19 protein-coding genes are annotated in these 16,585 nt (G+C 72.5%); 7 read left to right on the forward strand and 12 right to left on the reverse strand.

The genetic code is table 11. The annotated features are described in order from the left end of the window. Positions 1-57: 57 nt before the first annotated feature. Positions 58-540 (forward strand): hypothetical protein, encoded by a 483-nt coding sequence (locus AB0B39_RS25930; protein ID WP_357575639.1) that lies wholly within the window; start codon positions 58-60, stop codon positions 538-540. A 34-nt stretch (positions 541-574) separates the two neighbouring features. Here AB0B39_RS25930 and AB0B39_RS25935 read toward each other — a convergent pair whose 3' ends face one another. Then, on the reverse strand, positions 575-1,087 hold the full coding sequence (locus AB0B39_RS25935) for an HIT domain-containing protein (RefSeq protein WP_357497809.1): 513 nt from the start codon (positions 1,085-1,087) through the stop codon (positions 575-577). Between the two features lie 176 nt (positions 1,088-1,263). Between AB0B39_RS25935 and AB0B39_RS25940 the strand changes: the two genes are divergently transcribed. Beyond that, positions 1,264-1,992, forward strand: coding sequence for a D-Ala-D-Ala carboxypeptidase family metallohydrolase (locus AB0B39_RS25940; RefSeq protein ID WP_234583585.1), 729 nt, complete (start codon positions 1,264-1,266; stop codon positions 1,990-1,992). Positions 1,993-2,179: 187 nt separating this feature from the next. Here the strand turns inward: AB0B39_RS25940 and thrS are convergent, their stop codons facing one another. Then, complete coding sequence (thrS, locus tag AB0B39_RS25945; RefSeq protein WP_234583586.1) at positions 2,180-4,189, reverse strand: threonine--tRNA ligase; 2,010 nt, start codon at positions 4,187-4,189, stop codon at positions 2,180-2,182. Positions 4,190-4,423: 234 nt separating this feature from the next. Between thrS and AB0B39_RS25950 the strand changes: the two genes are divergently transcribed. Further along, positions 4,424-5,341: a YcnI family protein gene (locus AB0B39_RS25950; RefSeq protein WP_357575640.1), complete on the forward strand. Its 918-nt coding sequence runs from the start codon at positions 4,424-4,426 to the stop codon at positions 5,339-5,341. A 168-nt stretch (positions 5,342-5,509) separates the two neighbouring features. On the opposite strand, the gene AB0B39_RS25955 is transcribed toward AB0B39_RS25950, so the two are convergent. After that, positions 5,510-6,427: an ADP-ribosylglycohydrolase family protein gene (locus AB0B39_RS25955; RefSeq protein ID WP_357575641.1), complete on the reverse strand. Its 918-nt coding sequence runs from the start codon at positions 6,425-6,427 to the stop codon at positions 5,510-5,512. 73 nt (positions 6,428-6,500) lie between these two features. Here AB0B39_RS25955 and AB0B39_RS25960 point away from each other — a divergent pair, with 73 nt between their 5' ends. Together AB0B39_RS25960 and AB0B39_RS25965 are read left to right on the forward strand one after the other, a co-directional pair. Further along, positions 6,501-7,190 (forward strand): response regulator transcription factor, encoded by a 690-nt coding sequence (locus AB0B39_RS25960; RefSeq protein WP_007458139.1) that lies wholly within the window; start codon positions 6,501-6,503, stop codon positions 7,188-7,190. A gap of 29 nt (positions 7,191-7,219) precedes the next feature. Next, positions 7,220-8,623 (forward strand): HAMP domain-containing sensor histidine kinase, encoded by a 1,404-nt coding sequence (locus AB0B39_RS25965; protein WP_234589339.1) that lies wholly within the window; start codon positions 7,220-7,222, stop codon positions 8,621-8,623. Between the two features lie 300 nt (positions 8,624-8,923). On the opposite strand, the gene AB0B39_RS25970 is transcribed toward AB0B39_RS25965, so the two are convergent. Together AB0B39_RS25970 and AB0B39_RS25975 are read right to left on the reverse strand one after the other, a co-directional pair. Then, a complete protein-coding gene (locus tag AB0B39_RS25970; RefSeq protein ID WP_357575642.1) occupies positions 8,924-9,946 on the reverse strand; it encodes an adenosine deaminase in 1,023 nt (340 codons plus the stop codon). After that, complete coding sequence (locus AB0B39_RS25975) at positions 9,943-10,737, reverse strand: trans-aconitate 2-methyltransferase (protein ID WP_357575643.1); 795 nt, start codon at positions 10,735-10,737, stop codon at positions 9,943-9,945. The genes AB0B39_RS25970 and AB0B39_RS25975 overlap by 4 nt, the downstream gene beginning before the upstream one ends. Before the next feature lie 82 nt (positions 10,738-10,819). Between AB0B39_RS25975 and AB0B39_RS25980 the strand changes: the two genes are divergently transcribed. After that, positions 10,820-11,803, forward strand: a complete 984-nt coding sequence (locus AB0B39_RS25980) for an aldo/keto reductase (protein WP_357575644.1) — start codon at positions 10,820-10,822, stop codon at positions 11,801-11,803. Positions 11,804-11,897: 94 nt separating this feature from the next. Beyond that, positions 11,898-12,092 (forward strand): hypothetical protein, encoded by a 195-nt coding sequence (locus tag AB0B39_RS25985; protein WP_357575645.1) that lies wholly within the window; start codon positions 11,898-11,900, stop codon positions 12,090-12,092. 104 nt (positions 12,093-12,196) lie between these two features. Here AB0B39_RS25985 and AB0B39_RS25990 read toward each other — a convergent pair whose 3' ends face one another. From AB0B39_RS25990 to AB0B39_RS26020, 7 genes are all read right to left on the reverse strand, one after another. Continuing rightward, the gene (locus tag AB0B39_RS25990; protein WP_011905669.1) at positions 12,197-12,400 is read right to left on the reverse strand and encodes a cold-shock protein; all 204 of its coding nucleotides are present in this window, start codon (positions 12,398-12,400) and stop codon (positions 12,197-12,199) included. Positions 12,401-12,686: 286 nt separating this feature from the next. Then, positions 12,687-12,959 (reverse strand): DUF4235 domain-containing protein, encoded by a 273-nt coding sequence (locus tag AB0B39_RS25995; protein WP_234589348.1) that lies wholly within the window; start codon positions 12,957-12,959, stop codon positions 12,687-12,689. Continuing rightward, positions 12,956-13,318, reverse strand: a complete 363-nt coding sequence (locus tag AB0B39_RS26000) for a DUF3618 domain-containing protein (RefSeq protein WP_357575646.1) — start codon at positions 13,316-13,318, stop codon at positions 12,956-12,958. The genes AB0B39_RS25995 and AB0B39_RS26000 overlap by 4 nt, the downstream gene beginning before the upstream one ends. Continuing rightward, positions 13,315-13,749, reverse strand: a complete 435-nt coding sequence (locus AB0B39_RS26005) for a phage holin family protein (RefSeq protein WP_234589353.1) — start codon at positions 13,747-13,749, stop codon at positions 13,315-13,317. The genes AB0B39_RS26000 and AB0B39_RS26005 overlap by 4 nt, the downstream gene beginning before the upstream one ends. A 278-nt stretch (positions 13,750-14,027) precedes the next feature. Continuing rightward, on the reverse strand, positions 14,028-15,245 hold the full coding sequence (locus AB0B39_RS26010; RefSeq protein ID WP_357497501.1) for a mechanosensitive ion channel domain-containing protein: 1,218 nt from the start codon (positions 15,243-15,245) through the stop codon (positions 14,028-14,030). Positions 15,246-15,331: 86 nt separating this feature from the next. Further along, positions 15,332-16,153 (reverse strand): DUF1206 domain-containing protein, encoded by an 822-nt coding sequence (locus tag AB0B39_RS26015; RefSeq protein ID WP_234589361.1) that lies wholly within the window; start codon positions 16,151-16,153, stop codon positions 15,332-15,334. A gap of 58 nt (positions 16,154-16,211) precedes the next feature. Next, positions 16,212-16,577, reverse strand: a complete 366-nt coding sequence (locus tag AB0B39_RS26020; protein ID WP_234589362.1) for a hypothetical protein — start codon at positions 16,575-16,577, stop codon at positions 16,212-16,214. Between the last annotated feature and the right edge of the window lie 8 nt (positions 16,578-16,585).

The following is a 16,585-nucleotide window of genomic DNA, read 5'->3' on the forward strand; positions in this document are numbered from 1 at the left end:
CTCCGCACGCGCAAACGCGGTACGCGCGCGTCGGGGCCGTACGGCATGATCGACGCCATGCGACGGCTGGGCGTGGACATCGGCGGTGTGCTCATCGAGCCGGCCGACGACGACGCCGACACCTCCTTCTTCGGCGCGCACTACCTGCGCACACCCATGGTCGACGGGGCGTTCGACGCGCTCGCGGCTCTCGGGCCGGCGTTCGACGAGGTGCATCTCGTCTCCAAGTGCGGCGAGTCCACCGAGCGGCGGACCTGGGAGTGGCTGGCCCACCACGACTTCACGGCGCGCACCGGGATCCCCGTCGAGCGGGTGCACTTCTGCCGGACCCGGCCCGACAAGGCGCCGATCGCCCGGCAGCTCGAACTGACCCACTTCGTGGACGACAGGCTGGAGGTGCTCGGCTACCTCGACTCGGTGCCGCACCGCTACCTGTTCCGGCCCCGCCGGGCGGAGGTCGCCGCGCACGCCGCGTTGCTGCCGCTCGTACACCGGGTGGAGAGCTGGCCGGAGCTCGTCCCGCTGCTGCGCGCCGACTAACCGGACCGGCGCGGACCCCGCGCGGACGGCGCGGTCAGGACGGCCAGGCCCGGGCGAGCAGGTCGCGGGTGTCGCCGAGCAGCTGGGGCAGCACCTTGGTGCGGCCGATCACCGGCATGAAGTTCGCGTCGCCGCCCCAGCGGGGCACCACGTGCTGGTGCAGGTGGGCGGCGATGCCGGCGCCGGCCACGCCGCCCTGGTTCATGCCGAGGTTGAAGCCGTGCGCGTTGCTGACCTTGCGGATCACCCGCATCGCGGTCTGGGTGTACGAGGCCAGCTCGACAGTCTCCGGCTCGTCGAGGTCGGTGTAGTCGGCGACGTGCCGATAGGGGCAGACCAGCAGGTGCCCCGGGTTGTACGGGTAGAGGTTGAGCACGACGAAGACGCGCTCGCCGCGGGCGACCACCAGGCTCTCCTCGGTGGGCAGCCCGGGAGCCAGACAGAACGGGCAGCCGGTCGGCTTCTCGTAGCCCTCGGCGGGGCGGTCCTCGCCGGAAATATAGGTCATCCGGTGCGGCGTCCAGAGCCGATCCAGGCCGTCCGCCATGCCGTCGCTGTCCGTGTGCCGCTCCGCCCCTGTCACGAGCCGATCCTACGGAGCCGCGTGGGCGGGCCGCGACACCCGTCACCGGGAAACTCCTTGCTGCAAGTTGTTGACGGATTGCCGCCCAGACCTGAAACTTCCATGCATTCAGGCACTTGAATCAATGGATGGAGAGCTTCATGATCCGACGACTCGGCAGGATCATCGCGGCGCTCGCGCTGGCCGCCGCCACCACGGTGACCGGGGTCACCCTCACCGCCAGCGCGGCGCACGCGGACGGCTGCTACACCTGGGGTCGCACCCTGTCCCAGGGGATGTCCGGCGAGGACGTCCGGCAACTCCAGATCCGCGTTGCCGGCTACCCCGGCTACGGCGCCGTGCTCACCATCGACGGCGCCTACGGCCCCGCCACCCGGTCCGCGGTGATCCGCTTCCAGCAGGCGTACGGGCTGGGCGCGGACGGGGTCGCCGGCCCGCAGACCTTCAACCGGCTGTACGCCCTGCAGGACGACGACTGCACACCCGTCAACTTCAGCTACGCCGAACTGAACAACTGCAACAGCACCTGGTCCGGCGGTGCGGTCGCGGCGAGCACCGCCCGCGCCAACGCCCTCGTCTCGATGTGGAAGCTCCAGGCCCTGCGGCACGCCCTCGGTGATGTGCCCATCGCGATCAGCAGCAGCTTTCGCAGCTACACCTGCAACAGCGCGGTCGGCGGGGCGTCGAACAGCCGCCACCTGTACGGCGACGCGGTGGACCTGGTCGGCTCACCGTCGCTGTGCCGGCTGGCCCAGCAGGCCCGCAACCACGGCTTCGGCCAGATCCTCGGCCCCGGCTACCCCGACCACAACGACCACACCCACGTCGCGGCGGTCGGCGGCTGGTCGGCACCCACCTGCGGCATCTGACAGCCACCGCGCCACGGTTCTGCCTGACGGCCGGTGCCGCAGGTCGCCCTGCGAGCGAGGCATCGAGCGTCAGCCCCGCTCATGATCGTGCTCGAACATGGATGTAGTGGCCTCCCTGATGCGGGGAGGCCACTACATCCTGGATCGAGCGCGATCATGCTGCGCCAGGCGCAGGCGCAGGCGGCGGCTACTCCGCCGCTGCCGACGGGCCGATGTTCGTCCGGGAGGTCACCACGTCGAGGACGTGGTTCACCGCCTCGGCGATCGGCACACCGTTGCGCTGGGAGCCGTCGCGGTAGCGGAAGGACACCGTGCCGGCGGCCACGTCGTCGTCGCCGGCGATCACCATGAACGGGATCTTCTGCTGCTGCGCCGTCCGGATCTTCTTCTGCATCCGGTCGTCACCCGCGTCCACCTGGGCCCGGATGCCCTCGGCCCGCAGCGCGGCGACGAAGCCGTGTAGGTAGTCGGTGTGATCCTCACGGATCGGGATGCCGATCACCTGCACCGGCGCCAGCCAGGCCGGGAACGCGCCCGCGTAGTGCTCGGTGAGCACCCCGAAGAACCGCTCGATCGACCCGAACAGCGCCCGGTGGATCATCACGGGCCGCTGGCGGGTGCCGTCGGCGGCCTGGTACTCCAACCCGAACCGCTCCGGCTGGTTGAAGTCGACCTGGAGGGTGGACAACTGCCAGGTCCGGCCGATCGCGTCCCGCGCCTGCACCGAGATCTTCGGCCCGTAGAACGCCGCGCCACCCGGGTCGGGCACCAGGTCGAGGCCGGAGGTCTCGGCGGCGGTCCGCAGCGCCTCGGTGGCCTCGGCCCAGTCCTCCTCGGCTCCGATGAACTTGGGCGAGTCGTCCCGGGTCGACAGCTCCAGGTAGAAGTCGTCCAGGCCGTAGTCGCGCAGCAGGTCCAGCACGAAGCTGAGCAGCGTGGTCAGCTCGCCGGCCATCTGCTCACGGGTGCAGTAGATGTGCGAGTCGTCCTGGGTCAGGCCGCGGACCCGGGTCAGGCCGTGCACGACGCCGGACTTCTCGTACCGGTAGACGGTGCCGAACTCGAACATCCGCAGCGGCAGCTCACGGTACGACCGCCCGCGCGCCCTGAAGATCAGGTTGTGCATCGGGCAGTTCATCGCCTTGAGGTAGTAGTCCGCGCCCTCCAACTGCATGGGCGGGAACATGGTGTCCGCGTAGTACGGCAGGTGACCGGAGGTCTGGAACAGCTGCGCCTTGGTGATGTGCGGGGTGTTGACGAACTCGTACCCCGCCTCCTCGTGCCGCCGCCGCGAGTACTGCTCCATCTCGCGGCGGATGATCCCGCCCTTGGGGTGGAAGACCGCCAGGCCCGAGCCGATCTCGTCGGGGAAGCTGAACAGGTCCAGGTCCGCACCGAGCTTGCGGTGGTCGCGCCGGGCGGCCTCCTCCAACAGCTTCAGGTACGCCTTGAGCTCGTCGCGGGTCGGCCACGCGGTGCCGTACACCCGCTGCAGTTGGGGGTTTTTCTCCGACCCGCGCCAGTACGCGGCGGCGGAGCGCATCAGCTTGAACGCGCCGATCAGTCGGGTGGTCGGCAGGTGCGGGCCGCGGCACAGGTCCGACCAGCAGACCTTGTCCTCCTTGGCGTCGAGGTTGTCGTAGATCGTCAGCTCGCCGCCGCCGACCTCCATCACCTCGTCGGTGTCCAGGCCCTCGCCCTTGACCTCGATCAACTCCAGCTTGAACGGCTCGTCGGCCAGCTCGGCGCGCGCCTCGTCGAGGCTGCCGAAGCGGCGGCGACGGAACCGCTGCCCGGACTTGATGATCTCCTGCATGCGCTTCTCGAGCTTGCTGAGGTCATCGGGCTGGAACGGCTTGGCGACGTCGAAGTCGTAGTAGAAGCCGTTCTCGATGGGCGGGCCGATGCCCAGCTTCGCCTCGGGGAAGACGTCCTGCACGGCCTGGGCGAGCACGTGCGCGGTGGAGTGGCGCAGCACGTTGAGCCCGTCGGGCGAATCCAGGCTGACCGGCTCGACCGTCGTCTCCTCGGTTGGCGCCCAGTCCAGGTCGCGCAGCTGACCCTGCGGGTCGCGGACCACGACGATCGCCTTGGGGCCGTTCGCGGGCAGTCCGGCCGCGGCCACCGCGTCGGCCGCCGTCGTCCCGGCGGCGACGACGACAGGGTCGGCCACGGCGGGGGTACGGGGTGCGGACACGGTGACTCCTCCAAGCAGTACGAAACGGTGCCGGTCCTCGGCTCCTGCCGATGCTATCGGTCCACCCCCTCCGGCTCGGGAAGGGCACCTTCCTCGCGTGAAGCGTTGAACCTTTCGCGCCTGCCAGCCGAACTAGAAGGTGTGGCCGGAAACCGGAGCCGGTCGCGTCGAGACGGATGGGGGCACGAGATGGCGAGCACGCACGGCGGAGGCCGCCCGCGGCGAATCGCGGCGGTGACCGCGCTGACCGCCGCGGGGCTGCTGCTCTGGCCCGGCACGGCGGCGCACGCCGCGGATGTGACGACCACCCCGACCGAGGCACGGCAGGGCGACGCCGTACGGCTGGAGTTCAGCGTGCCCGAGGAGCGCGCCGGCACGAAGACCACCCGGATCGAGGTCCGGTTGCCGGCCGACGCGCCGGTGGCCGAGGTCTACCCGATGTCTGTCGACGGCTGGGCGCCCAAGATCAGCTCCCGTACGCTCGACAAGCCGGTGACCGGCATCCACTCCTCCGGAGTGAGCACCGTGACCACTGCGGTGACCTGGGTCCGCGTCGGCGCGGGCACGTCCGGCCCGGCCCAACTGGCCCTGTCGATGGGTCCGCTGCCGCAGGCCGAGCGGCTCACCTTCGAGGTCGTCCAGACCTACGCCGACGGCACGGTGGTCCGCTGGGCGGGCGCCGACGGTGCACACCCGGCCCCGGTGCTCAACCTGCTGCCGGCGGCGGCGGGTGCGGCCGGACCGGTCGGGCACGGCGGGCACGGCGCCCCGGCGCCCGACGCGGCGAACGGTCCCGCCGCCGGCGCGCAGGACGTCAACGGCGCTGGCGCGGCGGCGGGCGGGTCGGGCGACGCCGGCGAGGAGTCCGGCAGCGCCGACGCGATGCTCGCCGCCGGGCTGCTGGCCGGCCTGGGCGGCGGCGCGGCGATCGGCTGGTTGGTCAGCCGGTGGCGCCGGCGCGACCCGGCCGAGGACGCGGCCCTGGCCGAGGTCACCGGCGACCCGGACGACGCGCCGGCCACGGACGACGCCCGGACTGCGGTCGACACGACGGCGGACGCGGTGCCGGTCGGCACGACTGCGGCCGACACGACGGCGGCCGACACGACGGCGGACGCGGTGCCGGTCGGTGCTCCGGCCCGCACCGGCTGAGCCACCGCCGGACCCGAAACCCGGCCTCGGACCATGATCGACACGACATCGCCGATATCGGGGTGACCCGGCGGCGGGACAGCCCGATATCGGCGATGTCGAGTGGATCACTCCCGGCCCGGCACGACAGCGGCCCGGCACGACCGCGGCCCGGCACCACGGCGGCGGTCAGGGCAGCCAGGCGGGTAGCGGTTCGCGGGCGGCCAGCCACGGCTCGGGCACTCCGCCGGGCGTGCCGACGCCGGTGTACGCGGCCACCACCGCGCCCACGATGGCGGCGGTGGTGTCCACGTCGCCGCCGGCCTGCACGCAGACCTGGATCGCCGCCAGATAGTCGTCGAGGTGCGTGGCGGCCACCCACAGGGTGAACCCGACGGTGTCCTGGGCTGTCACCCGCGAACCGTTGCCGAGGGCCGCCACCACCCGGGGCAGCGGCCGGCCGAGCAGCCCGGCCGCCCGGTTGACGCTTCGGTGCACCTCGGTGCCCGGGTCGACCGCGGCGGCGATCCCGGCCAGCAGTCGGGCCGGCGCCGGTCGGTGTCCGTCGAGGCGGGCCCGGGCGGCGAGCGCGGCGGCGACCGCCACCGCGACCGCCCCGGCGATTCCCTCGGGATGCGCGTGGGTCACCTCGGCCGAGGCACGGGCCTGCGCGGCGGCGCGGGCGGTGGAGTCGGCGAAGTACGCGCCCAGCGGGCCCACCCGCATCGCCGCGCCGTTGCCGCAGGAGCCCTGCCCGTCGAAGGCGGAGGCGGCGGCCACCGGCCACGGGGTGCCGGTGCGGATCAGCCGCAGGATCAGCATCGCGCCGGGACCGTACCCGCGCCGGGCGTCGCAGCGCCGCGCGAACGCCAGTGCCAGCCGGTCGCGGTCGATGCCGCCCGTCGCGGCCAGCTCCGCGACCACCGAACAGGCCATCTCGGTGTCGTCGGTCCACTCCCAGGGCGCGGGCGGCAGCGTGCCGTCGGCGAGGTCCTCCGGCGGCCCCGGCAGGAAGAACCGCGCCCCGAGCGCGTCGCCGGTGGAGAGGCCGGCGAGGCTGTCCCGGGCGAGCGCCAGGCGGGCGTCGGCGAACAGGGTGAAGGACATCGTCGTACCAGCTTGCCCGGTTCCCAGGCACGTCGCAACGCGATCAACTTGCCAGGCCAAGTACGGTCTTGTCGTGGCCTCCGTGCTCCTGGTCGAAGACGATCACGTCGTACGCGGCGCGATGCTGCGGTCCCTCGCTGACCGGGGGCATGCCGTGCACGCCGTGGGCACCGCCCTGGACGCGTTGCGCCGGGTCGCCGCGGAGACACCCGATCTGGTGGTGCTGGACCTCGGCCTGCCCGATCTGGACGGTTCCGACGCCCTGCGGATGCTGCGCGGCATCACCGACGTCCCGATCATCATCGCCACGGCCCGCGACGACGAGCAGTCGGTGGTCAAGCTGCTGCGCGCCGGGGCGGACGACTACATGGTCAAGCCGTTCACGGGCGCGCACCTGGACGCCCGCATCACCACGGTGCTGCGGCGTGCCGGGCGGGCCAGCCGGACGGTGCAGCCCGCGGTGCACACAGTCGGCGGCCTGCGGGTCGACGTCGGTGAGCGCAGCGCCCAGCTCGACGGCGAGCCGCTGGCGCTGACCCGTAAGGAATTCGACCTGCTGGCGTATCTCGCCGCACGACCCGGGCGGGTAGTGTCCCGCCGGGAACTCTTGGAGGAGGTATGGCGGCAGCCATCGGTCGGCGAGGATCAGACCATCGACGTACACCTGTACTGGCTCCGCCGAAAGATGGGCGAGTCCGCGGCGAAGCCGCGCTACCTGCGCACCGTGCGGGGGGTCGGGTTCCGGCTGGTGGCACCGGACTGAGGACGGCGCTGGCCCTGCTCACGGCCGGCATGTGCAGCCTCGTCGCGCTCGCGTTCCTGATCCCTCTCGGGTTGAGCCTGCGCGGGCAGACGCGCGAGGAGGCGATCGCCGACGCGGCTCGACGCAGCGCGCTGGTCACCGGGGCGCTGGCGGTGAGCACGGACCCGGCGGTGGTGGAACGCGCCGTCGTGGCCAGCGGTGAGGGCGCGTCGACCCGGCCGGTGGTGCACGGGCTGGGGTTGGACGAGTCCGCCGGCCGCGCGAGTGGCAGCGACCTGGACCGGGCCCGCGCCGAGCGGCGCTCGCTGGTCACCGACGTCGACGGCGGGGTGGTCCGGCTCGACCCGGTGGTCCTCGGCGACCGGACGGCAGTGGTCGAGGTGTTCGTGCCGGACTCGACGTTGGGCGAGGGCGCCGGCGGCACCTGGCTGTTGCTGTTCGGGGTGGGCGCGGCGATGGCCGGCGCGGCGGTGCTGGTCGTCGACCGGGTGGCCGCCCGCGCGGTGGACGCCACCCGAGGGCTGGTCAAGGCCGCCCTGTCGATCGGCGACGGCGACCTGGGCGTACGCGTGGAGCCGACCGGCCCCCGTGAGCTGGCGGAGGCCGGGTACGCCTTCAACCGGATGGCGGACCGGCTGGACGCGGCGCGCACCGATGAGCGGGAGCTGGTGGCCGACCTGTCACACCGGCTGCGGACGCCGTTGACAGTGCTCCGGCTGGACGCGGAGGCGCTGGAGTCCGACGACACCAGCGTGGGCTCGTTCAGCCCGGCGGAGCTGGACCGGCTGCGGGGCATCCGGCGGATCCGGCAGGCGATCGTCACCCTCGAAGGTGAGATCGACGTGCTGATCAAGACCACCCGCAAGGCGGTGGCCCACGAGGCCGGGCCGGCCATGTGCGACGTCAGCGAGGTCGTCCGGGACCGGATGGTGTTCTGGGCGGCGCTCGCCGGTGACCAGAACCGGCCCCACCGGGTCAACGGCGCCCAGCTGCGCATCCCCGCGCCCGTGCCGCGCGCCGAGCTGGCCGCAGCGCTGGACGCGGTGATCGGCAACGTCTTCCGCTACACCCCGCAGGGAACGGCGTTCGAGGTGGCGGTGTCCCGCCGCGACGGGTATGTCGCGATCCGGATCGACGACGCCGGCCCGGGCATCGCCAACCCGGACCGGGCGCTACGGCGGGGCACCAGCGACCAGGGCTCCACCGGGCTCGGCCTGGACATCGCCAAGCGGGTGGCGTTGCAGGCCAACGGTTCGGTCAGCATCGACCGGGCCCGGCTGGGCGGCGCCAGCGTGGTGATGCTGCTCGCCGATCCGGAGGCGACGCCCCGGCAGGTCAACCGGTTCGGCCTCGTGGGTCGGATGGCGCGGGACGCCCGGGACCAGAAGACGACCGGCCGTCGCTGGCCCCGGCAGCGCCCCACCGACGACTGAGCGCCCCCGTGCCGGGCGACTGTCCATCGTCGACCGATCGGCCGACGGGGGCGCTCCGATCGGCTGAGCGGACCGGGGCTGTGCGGTGGCGCAAGTCTTCCTTAGATCGCGGTTAACGACTGCGGTCAGAGGCTTGCGGGCTGACAGGATCAGAGCACGAACCCACCAGTTCCACCGGCCAGCGCACCGCGCACCCACACCGGCCGGTGGAGCCGCGCGCGCGGCGGGAGTCTCAGGTCCCCCCACACCCACGCTCCCGCCGCGCGCCCCGCTCACCCGAGCGGCCCGGCCCGATCGGCGTCAGCCGGCGCTGGCGAGGTACGCGTCGATCTCGGCGGTGATCCGCTGCTTGCCGGCCGGGTCCAGGAAGGACGCGGTCACCGCGTTGCGGGCCAGTGCGGCAAGCTCCCCCGGGCCCGCCCCGAGCAGCCGGGCGGCCACCGCGTACTCGTCGTTGAGGGTGGTGCCGAACATCGGCGGGTCGTCGGAGTTGATGGTGACGAGCAGCCCGGCCTCGACCAGCCGGGGCAGCGGGTGCTCGTCGAGGTTGGCCACGGCCCGGGTCCGGACGTTGGACGTCGGGCAGATCTCCATGCCGATCTGCCGCTCGGCCAGGTGCGCGAGCAGCTCCGGGTCCTGGGCTGCGGAGATGCCGTGGCCGATCCGCTCGGCGCCCAGCTCGTTCAGCGCGTCCCAGACGGTCTGCGGGCCGGTGGTCTCGCCCGCGTGCGGCACCGAGTGGAGCCCGGCGGCGCGGGCCTGGTCGAAGAAGGGCCGGAACTGCGGCCGGGGCACGCCGATCTCGGGGCCGCCCAGACCGAAGCTGATGAGCCCGTCGGGGCGCTCGTCGAGCGCGATGCGCAGCGTCTCCTCGGCCGCCGGCAGGCCGGCCTCGCCGGGGATGTCGAAACACCAGCGCAGTTCGAGGCCGAAGTCGGCGGCGGCGCGCTTGCGGGCGTCCTCGATCGCCTCGCAGAACGCCGGCGCGGGGATGCCCCGGCGTACGTGCGAGTACGGGGTGATGGTCAGCTCCGCGTAGCGGACCTGCTGGCGGGCCAGCTCCCGGGCCACCTCGTGGGTGAGGAGCCAGACGTCCTCCGGGTCGCGGATGAGGTCGACGACGCTCAGGTAGACCTCGACGAAGTGGGCGAAGTCGCGGAACTCGAAGTAGCTGGCGAGGGCCGCCGGGTCGGCCGGGACGGGCGAGCGACCCTCGTGCCGGGCGGCCAGCTCGGCGACGATGTGGGGGGAGGCGGAGCCGACGTGGTGCACGTGCAGCTCCACCTTGGGCAGGCCGGCGATGAAGGTGGTCAGGTCGGTCACGGGTTCTCCTGGGCATGAGCGCCGGTGCGGGCGACGACGAAGACGCGGCGGAACGGGAAGGACACCTGGCCGTGCCGCACCGGGTACGCGGCGGCGAGCCGTACGCCCAGCTCGGCCCGGAAGGCCGACCAGCCGGCCGCGTCCAGGGCGGCCCGGACGGGGCGCAGCGCGGTGCCCTCCATCCAGGCGAGCACCGGGTGGTCGGCGGCGGGTTCGGCCGGCAGCAGGTGCACGTACGTAGTCTCCCAGGCGTCCACCGCGCAGCCGGCGGCGGTCAGCAGCTCAGCGTAGTCGGCCGGGTCGTCGACCGGGTGGGCGCGCAGTAGCGATGCCAGCTCGGCACGCCAGGCGGGGCGGCCGGCGACCTCGCGCAGCGCCCGGTGCGACGGGGCGTCGAAGTTGCCGGGGACCTGCATGGCGAGCCAGGCGCCGTCGGGCAGGTCGGCGGCCCAGTGGCGCAGCAGCTCCTGGTGCCCGGGCACCCACTGCAGGGCCGCGTTGGTGACCACCACGTCCTCGTCGCCGGCCGGGCGCCAGTTCCGCAGGTCGGCGACGGCGAACTCGACAGGTGTCGGCAGGGCCCGCGCCCGGTCGATCATCTCCGGCGCGGAGTCGAGGCCGACGATCCGGGCGTCCGGCCAGCGCCCGGCGAGGGTCGCGGTGAGTTGGCCGGGGCCGCAGCCGAGGTCGACCACCGTGCGGGGCCGGACGGCCGGGACCCGGGCCAGCAGGTCGTAGAACGGCCGGGAGCGCTCGTCGCCGTAGCGCAGGTACGTCGTCGGATCCCACATCTCCGCCTCCAAACCGTACGTCCGTCTTGTTTACGGTACGGCTCGCGTGGCAGGCCGGCAACCCGATCACTAGGCTCGGGGTATGGAACAGCGCAGCTTCAACCGGCTCGGCCGGACCGTCGGAGTGGTTGGCCTGGGCGCCTGGCAGCTCGGCGCCGACTGGGGCACGGTCAGCGAGGCCGACGCCATGGGCGTGCTCGACGCCGCCGTGGACGCCGGAGTCACCTTTCTGGACACCGCCGACGTGTACGGCGACGGCCGCAGCGAGCAGTTGATCGGCCGCTTCCTGCGCTCCCGGTCCGACGCCGGCCTGACCGTCGCCACCAAGATGGGCCGGCGCGTCGAGCAGCGGCCGGAGGCGTACACCCTGGCCAACTTCCGGCAGTGGACCGACAGGTCCCGGGCCAACCTCGGCATGGACACCCTGGACCTGGTCCAGCTGCACTGCCCGCCGACCGCCGTCTTCGCCGACGACACCGTCTTCGACGCCCTGGACACCCTCGTCGCCGAAAAGGCCATCGCGGGGTACGGGGTCAGCGTGGAGACCTGCGACCAGGCACTCACCGCGATCGCCCGGCCCGGCGTGGCCAGCGTCCAGATCATCCTCAACGCCGTCCGGCACAAGCCGCTGGAGCAGGTGCTGCCGGCGGCCGCGCAGGCCGGGGTCGGCATCATCGCCCGGGTGCCGCTGGCCAGCGGCCTGCTCTCCGGCCGCTACGACGAGAACACCCAGTTCCCGGCCGACGACCACCGCAACTTCAACCGCCAGGGCGCGGCGTTCGACGTCGGCGAGACGTTCTCCGGCGTCGACTACACGCAGGGGCTCGCGGCCGTGCGCCGGCTCGCGCCGCTCGTCGACGCCGACCGCACGATGGCGCAGTTCGCGCTGCGGTGGGTGCTGGACCAGGCCGGCGTCACAGTCGTCATCCCCGGCGCCCGCGACGCCGAGCAGGCCCGGCGCAACGCCGCGGCGGCCGACCTGCCGCCGCTCACGGCCGCGCAACTGGCCGGGGTACGCGAGGTCTACGACGAGCTGATCCGCCCGCAGGTGCACGACCGGTGGTGAACCGCCCACCCCGGGTGCTCGCGTCGCACCGCCGCGACGGCGATGCTGGGGGCCTCGGGCGGTGTGCCGCCCGATCTCCGAAGGAGGGCGCGCGATGAGAGGTTGGCTGACGCTCACCCTCGGCCTGCTGGCCGTGGTGATCGGTGCGGTGTGGACGGTGCAGGGCCTCGGCTACGTCCGCGGCAGCGCGATGACCGACGAGCGGCTCTGGGCGGTGATCGGCCCGATCGTGGCCCTGGCCGGGTTGGTCGTGCTCTGGCTGGGCCTGCGCTCGCGCCGTCGACTCTGACGAGAAGAATGTGGGAAGCCCCGCATCCCGGAAGGGATACGGGGCTTCATCGCAACGACCCCTGGCCGGGTCGTCCACTGACCGGCGGGGGCCGGCCACCCTCGTCAGAGGGGACGGACCTGCTCGGCCTGCGGGCCCTTCTGACCCTGGGCGATCTCGAACTCCACTCGCTGGTTCTCCTCCAGCGTGCGGTAGCCGCTGGTCTGGATGGCCGAGAAGTGGACGAACACGTCAGCACCCCCGCCGTCGACGGTGATGAAGCCGAAGCCCTTGTCAGCGTTGAACCACTTCACGGTTCCCTGCGCCATGTGTATCTCCTTCTAAAACTGGCGGCCGTGCACGCCGTGCGGCCGATTGGCCGTTTTCGAGCAGCGGCGTCTGAGGCGGCCCCCACGAAGGGAACTTCTCTCAACCCACGCCATCTCGCAACAGCGTGGAACAGCAAATCACGTACGCAAAAAGTCTGCACGACCTGTCCGACGAATTTCTCCGACATGTGACCTGACGGATGCCCGAGATCGCTGGGCGGCGTGCGGAGCCATGCGAAAGGCCCCCTTCCCGTCGATGGGGAAGGGGGCCCGACGTCGATGTCGGTCAGTCCGGCCAGTGGCCGGTCATCCGGCGGACGCCAACCGCTCCACCCCGGTCCACTGCGGCCCGGACCACCGCGAAGATGGCCCCCTGCAACGCCGCGGCGGCCAGGATCTCGCCCCAACGGCGGTCCTCGTCGGTGGCGTTGGGCGCCTCGCCGTCGCCCGCCGTGACCTTCCAGACCTGCCGGAAGATCGCGCCGGCCACCGTACCCGCGGCGATACCCAACAACACGCCGACCGGCCGGTACGCGACCCTGCCGATGCTCTTGCTCACCTACGCCTCCCCCGCACGATCATCAGAACCACCACGGTGGCCACCGCGCTGGCGGCGATCGCCGCCCACGGCACCGGGTTGCGTCGTACCAGCTCGCTCTTCTCGCGGACCAGGCCGCCCTTGTCGTACGCCTGGGCGCGTGCCATCCCCGCGCCGCGGGCGGCCTGCCCGCGGACCCGGGCCATGGTCTGCGCCGCCTGCTCGCGCATCCGCTCCCGCGCCTGGTCGGCGGACTCCTTCAGGCGGGCCTTGACGTCCGCCTTGGCGGCCAGCGCCTCCATCGTCTCGCCCAGCTCGACCCGGGTGCGGCGGATCTCCTCGCGCAGGGCCTCGGTGTCGCCCGTCCCGTTGCCCGTCATGCCCGACCCCTGTCCTTCACCGCGGCGGCGACGGTGTCCACATCAGCCCGGAGGCTGCGGACCGCTGCCGCCGGCATCGGCGGGACCGCACGGCTGACCTGATTCTTTCCCACCAGCGCGAGAATGCCGGCAACCAGGAAGAGAGCCACCGCGACGATCAGGGCGGCGGCCCAGGCGGGCAGCACCAGGTCGAGCAGCAGGATCGCCGTGACGACCAGCGCGCCCAGGCCGTAGAACGCCAGCGCGCCGCCGCCGCCGAACAGGCCGATCCCGATGCCGGCGTGCTTGCCCTTCTGGGTCAACTCCGCCCGGGCCAGCGCCAGTTCGTCCCGTACCAGACGGGAGACCTGTTCGGTGGCCCGCTGCACCAGCTCGGCGGTGGAGGGCTCGCTCCCATTGCGGGATGTGCGGGCATTTGCCACGTCAGCCATGCTGTCCTCCTTTCCTCATCACCGCGCTGTATGCCCGGAGTTGCCGCCCGTCAATCCTAGAGCGCCCCGGGTCGGCGACAGTTCCTGTTGTCCGGTTGCCGCGCCGATCGCCGACAGAGATGCCCGGCAGCAGGTCCCCCGCCAACGCCAACCCAAACCTCCCCACCCACCCCCCTTTGACGGTGATCAAGAGGTTTGCGTCAGGAGTGGCACCTTTACTGACGCAAACCTCTTGATCACCGGAAGGGGTCAGCGGTGGGCGGGCAGCGGGTGGGGGGTCAGCGGGACGGGGTGGCGGGAGTGGGACTGGGGGTGGGGGTCTCGTCGGGGCCGACGAAGGCTTCGCTGCGGGCGTCGCCGTCGTCGCTCCCGCCGAAGACGCGCGCGTCGTCGGGGGCCTCGGTGCCGCCCGGACGTCGGGTCGGCCGCCGGGGCTGCACCCACTGCCACGGCAGGTTGCTGCTGGCGTCGCCCAGCTCGGTACGCATCCGCGGCATCGCGGTGGGCCGGTTGTCCCGGATCCAGGCAACCAGGTGCTCGCGGACGAGGCAGCGCAGGTCCCACAGGCTGCCCGCGTCGGCGGCGCTGACCAGCGCGCGCACCCGTACCGTCCCGCCGGTGGCGTCGGTGACCTGCAGGACGCAGACCCGGCCGTCCCACAGCTCGGTGCCCTCGACCAGCCGGCGCAGCTCCTCCCGCATGGTCTGCACCGGCACGGCCCAGTCGACGTCGAACTCGGCGGTGCCGAGCACTGCCGCCTCGGTCCGGGTCCAGTTCTGGAAGGGCTTGCTGGTGAAGTACGAGGTGGGCAGGATCAGCCGCCGGTCGTCCCAGATCTGGACCACCACGTAGCTCAGGGTCAGCTCCTCGATCCGGCCCCACTCCCCCTCGACGACCACCACGTCGTCGAGGCGGACCGCGTCGCTGAAGGCGAGTTGCAGCCCGGCGAAGACGTTGCCGAGCAGGCTCTGGGCGGCCAGCGCGGCCACCACACCGACCACACCGGCGGAGGTCAGCACGCCGGCGCCGATGCCGCGCACGCTCGGGAACGTCATCAGCATCACGCCGACGGTCAGGATGACGATCACCGCGATGGTCAGCCGCCGCAGCATCACCACCTGGGTCCGCACCCGTCGGGCGTGCCGGTTGTTCGGCACGTCGACGCGGAACCGGGCGAGCGCGGTGTCCTCCACGACGACGAGCAACGCCGCCACCAGCCAGGCCGCGCTGGCGATCACGCAGAGCACCAGCAGGTGCAGCAGCAGCCGCCGCCAGCTCTCACCGACGGCGTACCCGGTGCTGAAGCGGACGGCGAACTGCACCGCGAGCACCGTGGCGGCGACCTGGAACGGGCGGTGCGCGTGGTCGGTCAACTCGGTCATCAACAGCGAGCGCCGACCGAACCGTCGGGTGAGCCGGTGGATGACCTCGACCAGGAAAAGGGCGACCGCCGCCGCGGCGAGCGCGGCGACGGCCGTTTCGAGATAGCTCTGCACGAGTGGGGCGCTTCCCTTCGACCCGGGGGGGGGCGGTACTTCGGGCAAAAGCCCAATAGTGCCGCACGTCCCCGGTATCGACCAGCTCAGACCTTGCGGTACCGGGACTGGAGGAAGCAGTAGACGCCGAAGCAGGCGATGCCCAGGGCGACCAGGGTCAGCAGGGCCGTGCCGTACGACTGCTCGCGCAGCGTGCGCAGGGCAGCGTCCAGGCCGCGGGCCTTCTCCGGGTCGTAGTTGACCGCGGCCACGATGACCAGCAGGCCGGCGATGCCGTACGCGACGCCCTTGGCGACGTAGCCGGCGATCCCGAGGCGACGGGCCAGCTTGCGGGTCTGCGGGCTCATCTCGCCGGTCTTCAGGTGCTTCTCGAACGTCTTCTTCAGCCCGTAGATCACCAGGCCGACACCGATCGCGGCGACCACCAGTCCCGCCAGGCCGACCAGCCAGCGGCCCCCGGTGGAGGTCATCAGCTTGCCGGTCAGCGCCTCCTGACTGTCGGCGCTGTTGGAGCCGGCGTCGGAGAAGACCTTGAACGCGGTCCAGGCGAAGTAGAGGTAGACGATGGTCCGGCCGGCCGAGGCGAGCCGTTCGGTGACCCGCTCCCGGCCCCGCTCGGCGCGGTGCCCGACCGCCGCCTCCAGCCCCTGCCAGATCGCCATGGCGAGCAGGCCGACCGCGGTGGCGATGACCAGGAACTTGCCCAGTGGCTGCGCGGCGAGCGTCCGCAGCGCGCCGGACTGGTCGCCGTCGTCGGACGACGTGCCGAACGCGATCTGCAGGGCCAACCAGGCGAAGAGCAGGTGGACGATGCCGTAGCCGATGAAGCCGGCCCGGGCGAGGAGTTCCAGCCACCGGCTGTCCGCCGTGCGGGAGGCGGTGGCTTCGGCGCTACGGGTGAGTGACATGCTGCCACAATCTCCGATTTCGACGATTCCCAAACGTCGGCCACCGCCGCCCGCCAGGTCAGTTGCCCGGGTTGCGGGAAACGCGGATCTTGACCTGCTGGTCGGTGACGCTGTCGACGGTGACCGCGAAGCCGCCGGCCTCGGTGGCCTGCTGGCCGGTGGTGAGGGTGAGCTGCTCGCCGGCGACCTCGACGGTCACCTGGTCGCCCTCGGCCCCGACGAGCTTGGCCTCGACGCCCAGGATCGTGGCGCTCGCGTCGACACCCCGCTCGAAGGTGACGGTGCAGGCGTCCAGCCCACAGTCGGTGGAGGCGCCCTGGGAGCTGCAACCGGCGAGCACGGCGAGGCCGAGCGCGAGACCGGCGAACAGGCCGGCGGCGCGGCGGACGGGGGGCAGGCCGATGGTGGTGGGTCGGTTCGTCACCTCGCCAA

Origin of the sequence: Micromonospora sp. NPDC049114 (assembly GCF_040648635.1) — a bacterium.
Classification (GTDB): Bacteria; Actinomycetota; Actinomycetes; order Mycobacteriales; family Micromonosporaceae; genus Micromonospora.

Coding starts and splice junctions, on each gene's coding strand:
- AB0B39_RS25985 (WP_357575645.1), top strand. CDS start 11,898: ATGAGAGGTTGGCTGACGCTCACCCTCGGCCTGCTGGCCGTGGTGATC.
- AB0B39_RS25930 (WP_357575639.1), top strand. CDS start 58: ATGCGACGGCTGGGCGTGGACATCGGCGGTGTGCTCATCGAGCCGGCC.
- AB0B39_RS25980 (WP_357575644.1), top strand. CDS start 10,820: ATGGAACAGCGCAGCTTCAACCGGCTCGGCCGGACCGTCGGAGTGGTT.
- AB0B39_RS25990 (WP_011905669.1), bottom strand. CDS start 12,400: ATGGCGCAGGGAACCGTGAAGTGGTTCAACGCTGACAAGGGCTTCGGC.
- AB0B39_RS25975 (WP_357575643.1), bottom strand. CDS start 10,737: ATGTGGGATCCGACGACGTACCTGCGCTACGGCGACGAGCGCTCCCGG.
- AB0B39_RS26015 (WP_234589361.1), bottom strand. CDS start 16,153: ATGTCACTCACCCGTAGCGCCGAAGCCACCGCCTCCCGCACGGCGGAC.
- AB0B39_RS25955 (WP_357575641.1), bottom strand. CDS start 6,427: ATGTCCTTCACCCTGTTCGCCGACGCCCGCCTGGCGCTCGCCCGGGAC.
- AB0B39_RS25965 (WP_234589339.1), top strand. CDS start 7,220: ATGTGCAGCCTCGTCGCGCTCGCGTTCCTGATCCCTCTCGGGTTGAGC.
- AB0B39_RS26005 (WP_234589353.1), bottom strand. CDS start 13,749: ATGGCTGACGTGGCAAATGCCCGCACATCCCGCAATGGGAGCGAGCCC.
- AB0B39_RS25940 (WP_234583585.1), top strand. CDS start 1,264: ATGATCCGACGACTCGGCAGGATCATCGCGGCGCTCGCGCTGGCCGCC.
- AB0B39_RS25935 (WP_357497809.1), bottom strand. CDS start 1,087: ATGGCGGACGGCCTGGATCGGCTCTGGACGCCGCACCGGATGACCTAT.
- AB0B39_RS26000 (WP_357575646.1), bottom strand. CDS start 13,318: ATGACGGGCAACGGGACGGGCGACACCGAGGCCCTGCGCGAGGAGATC.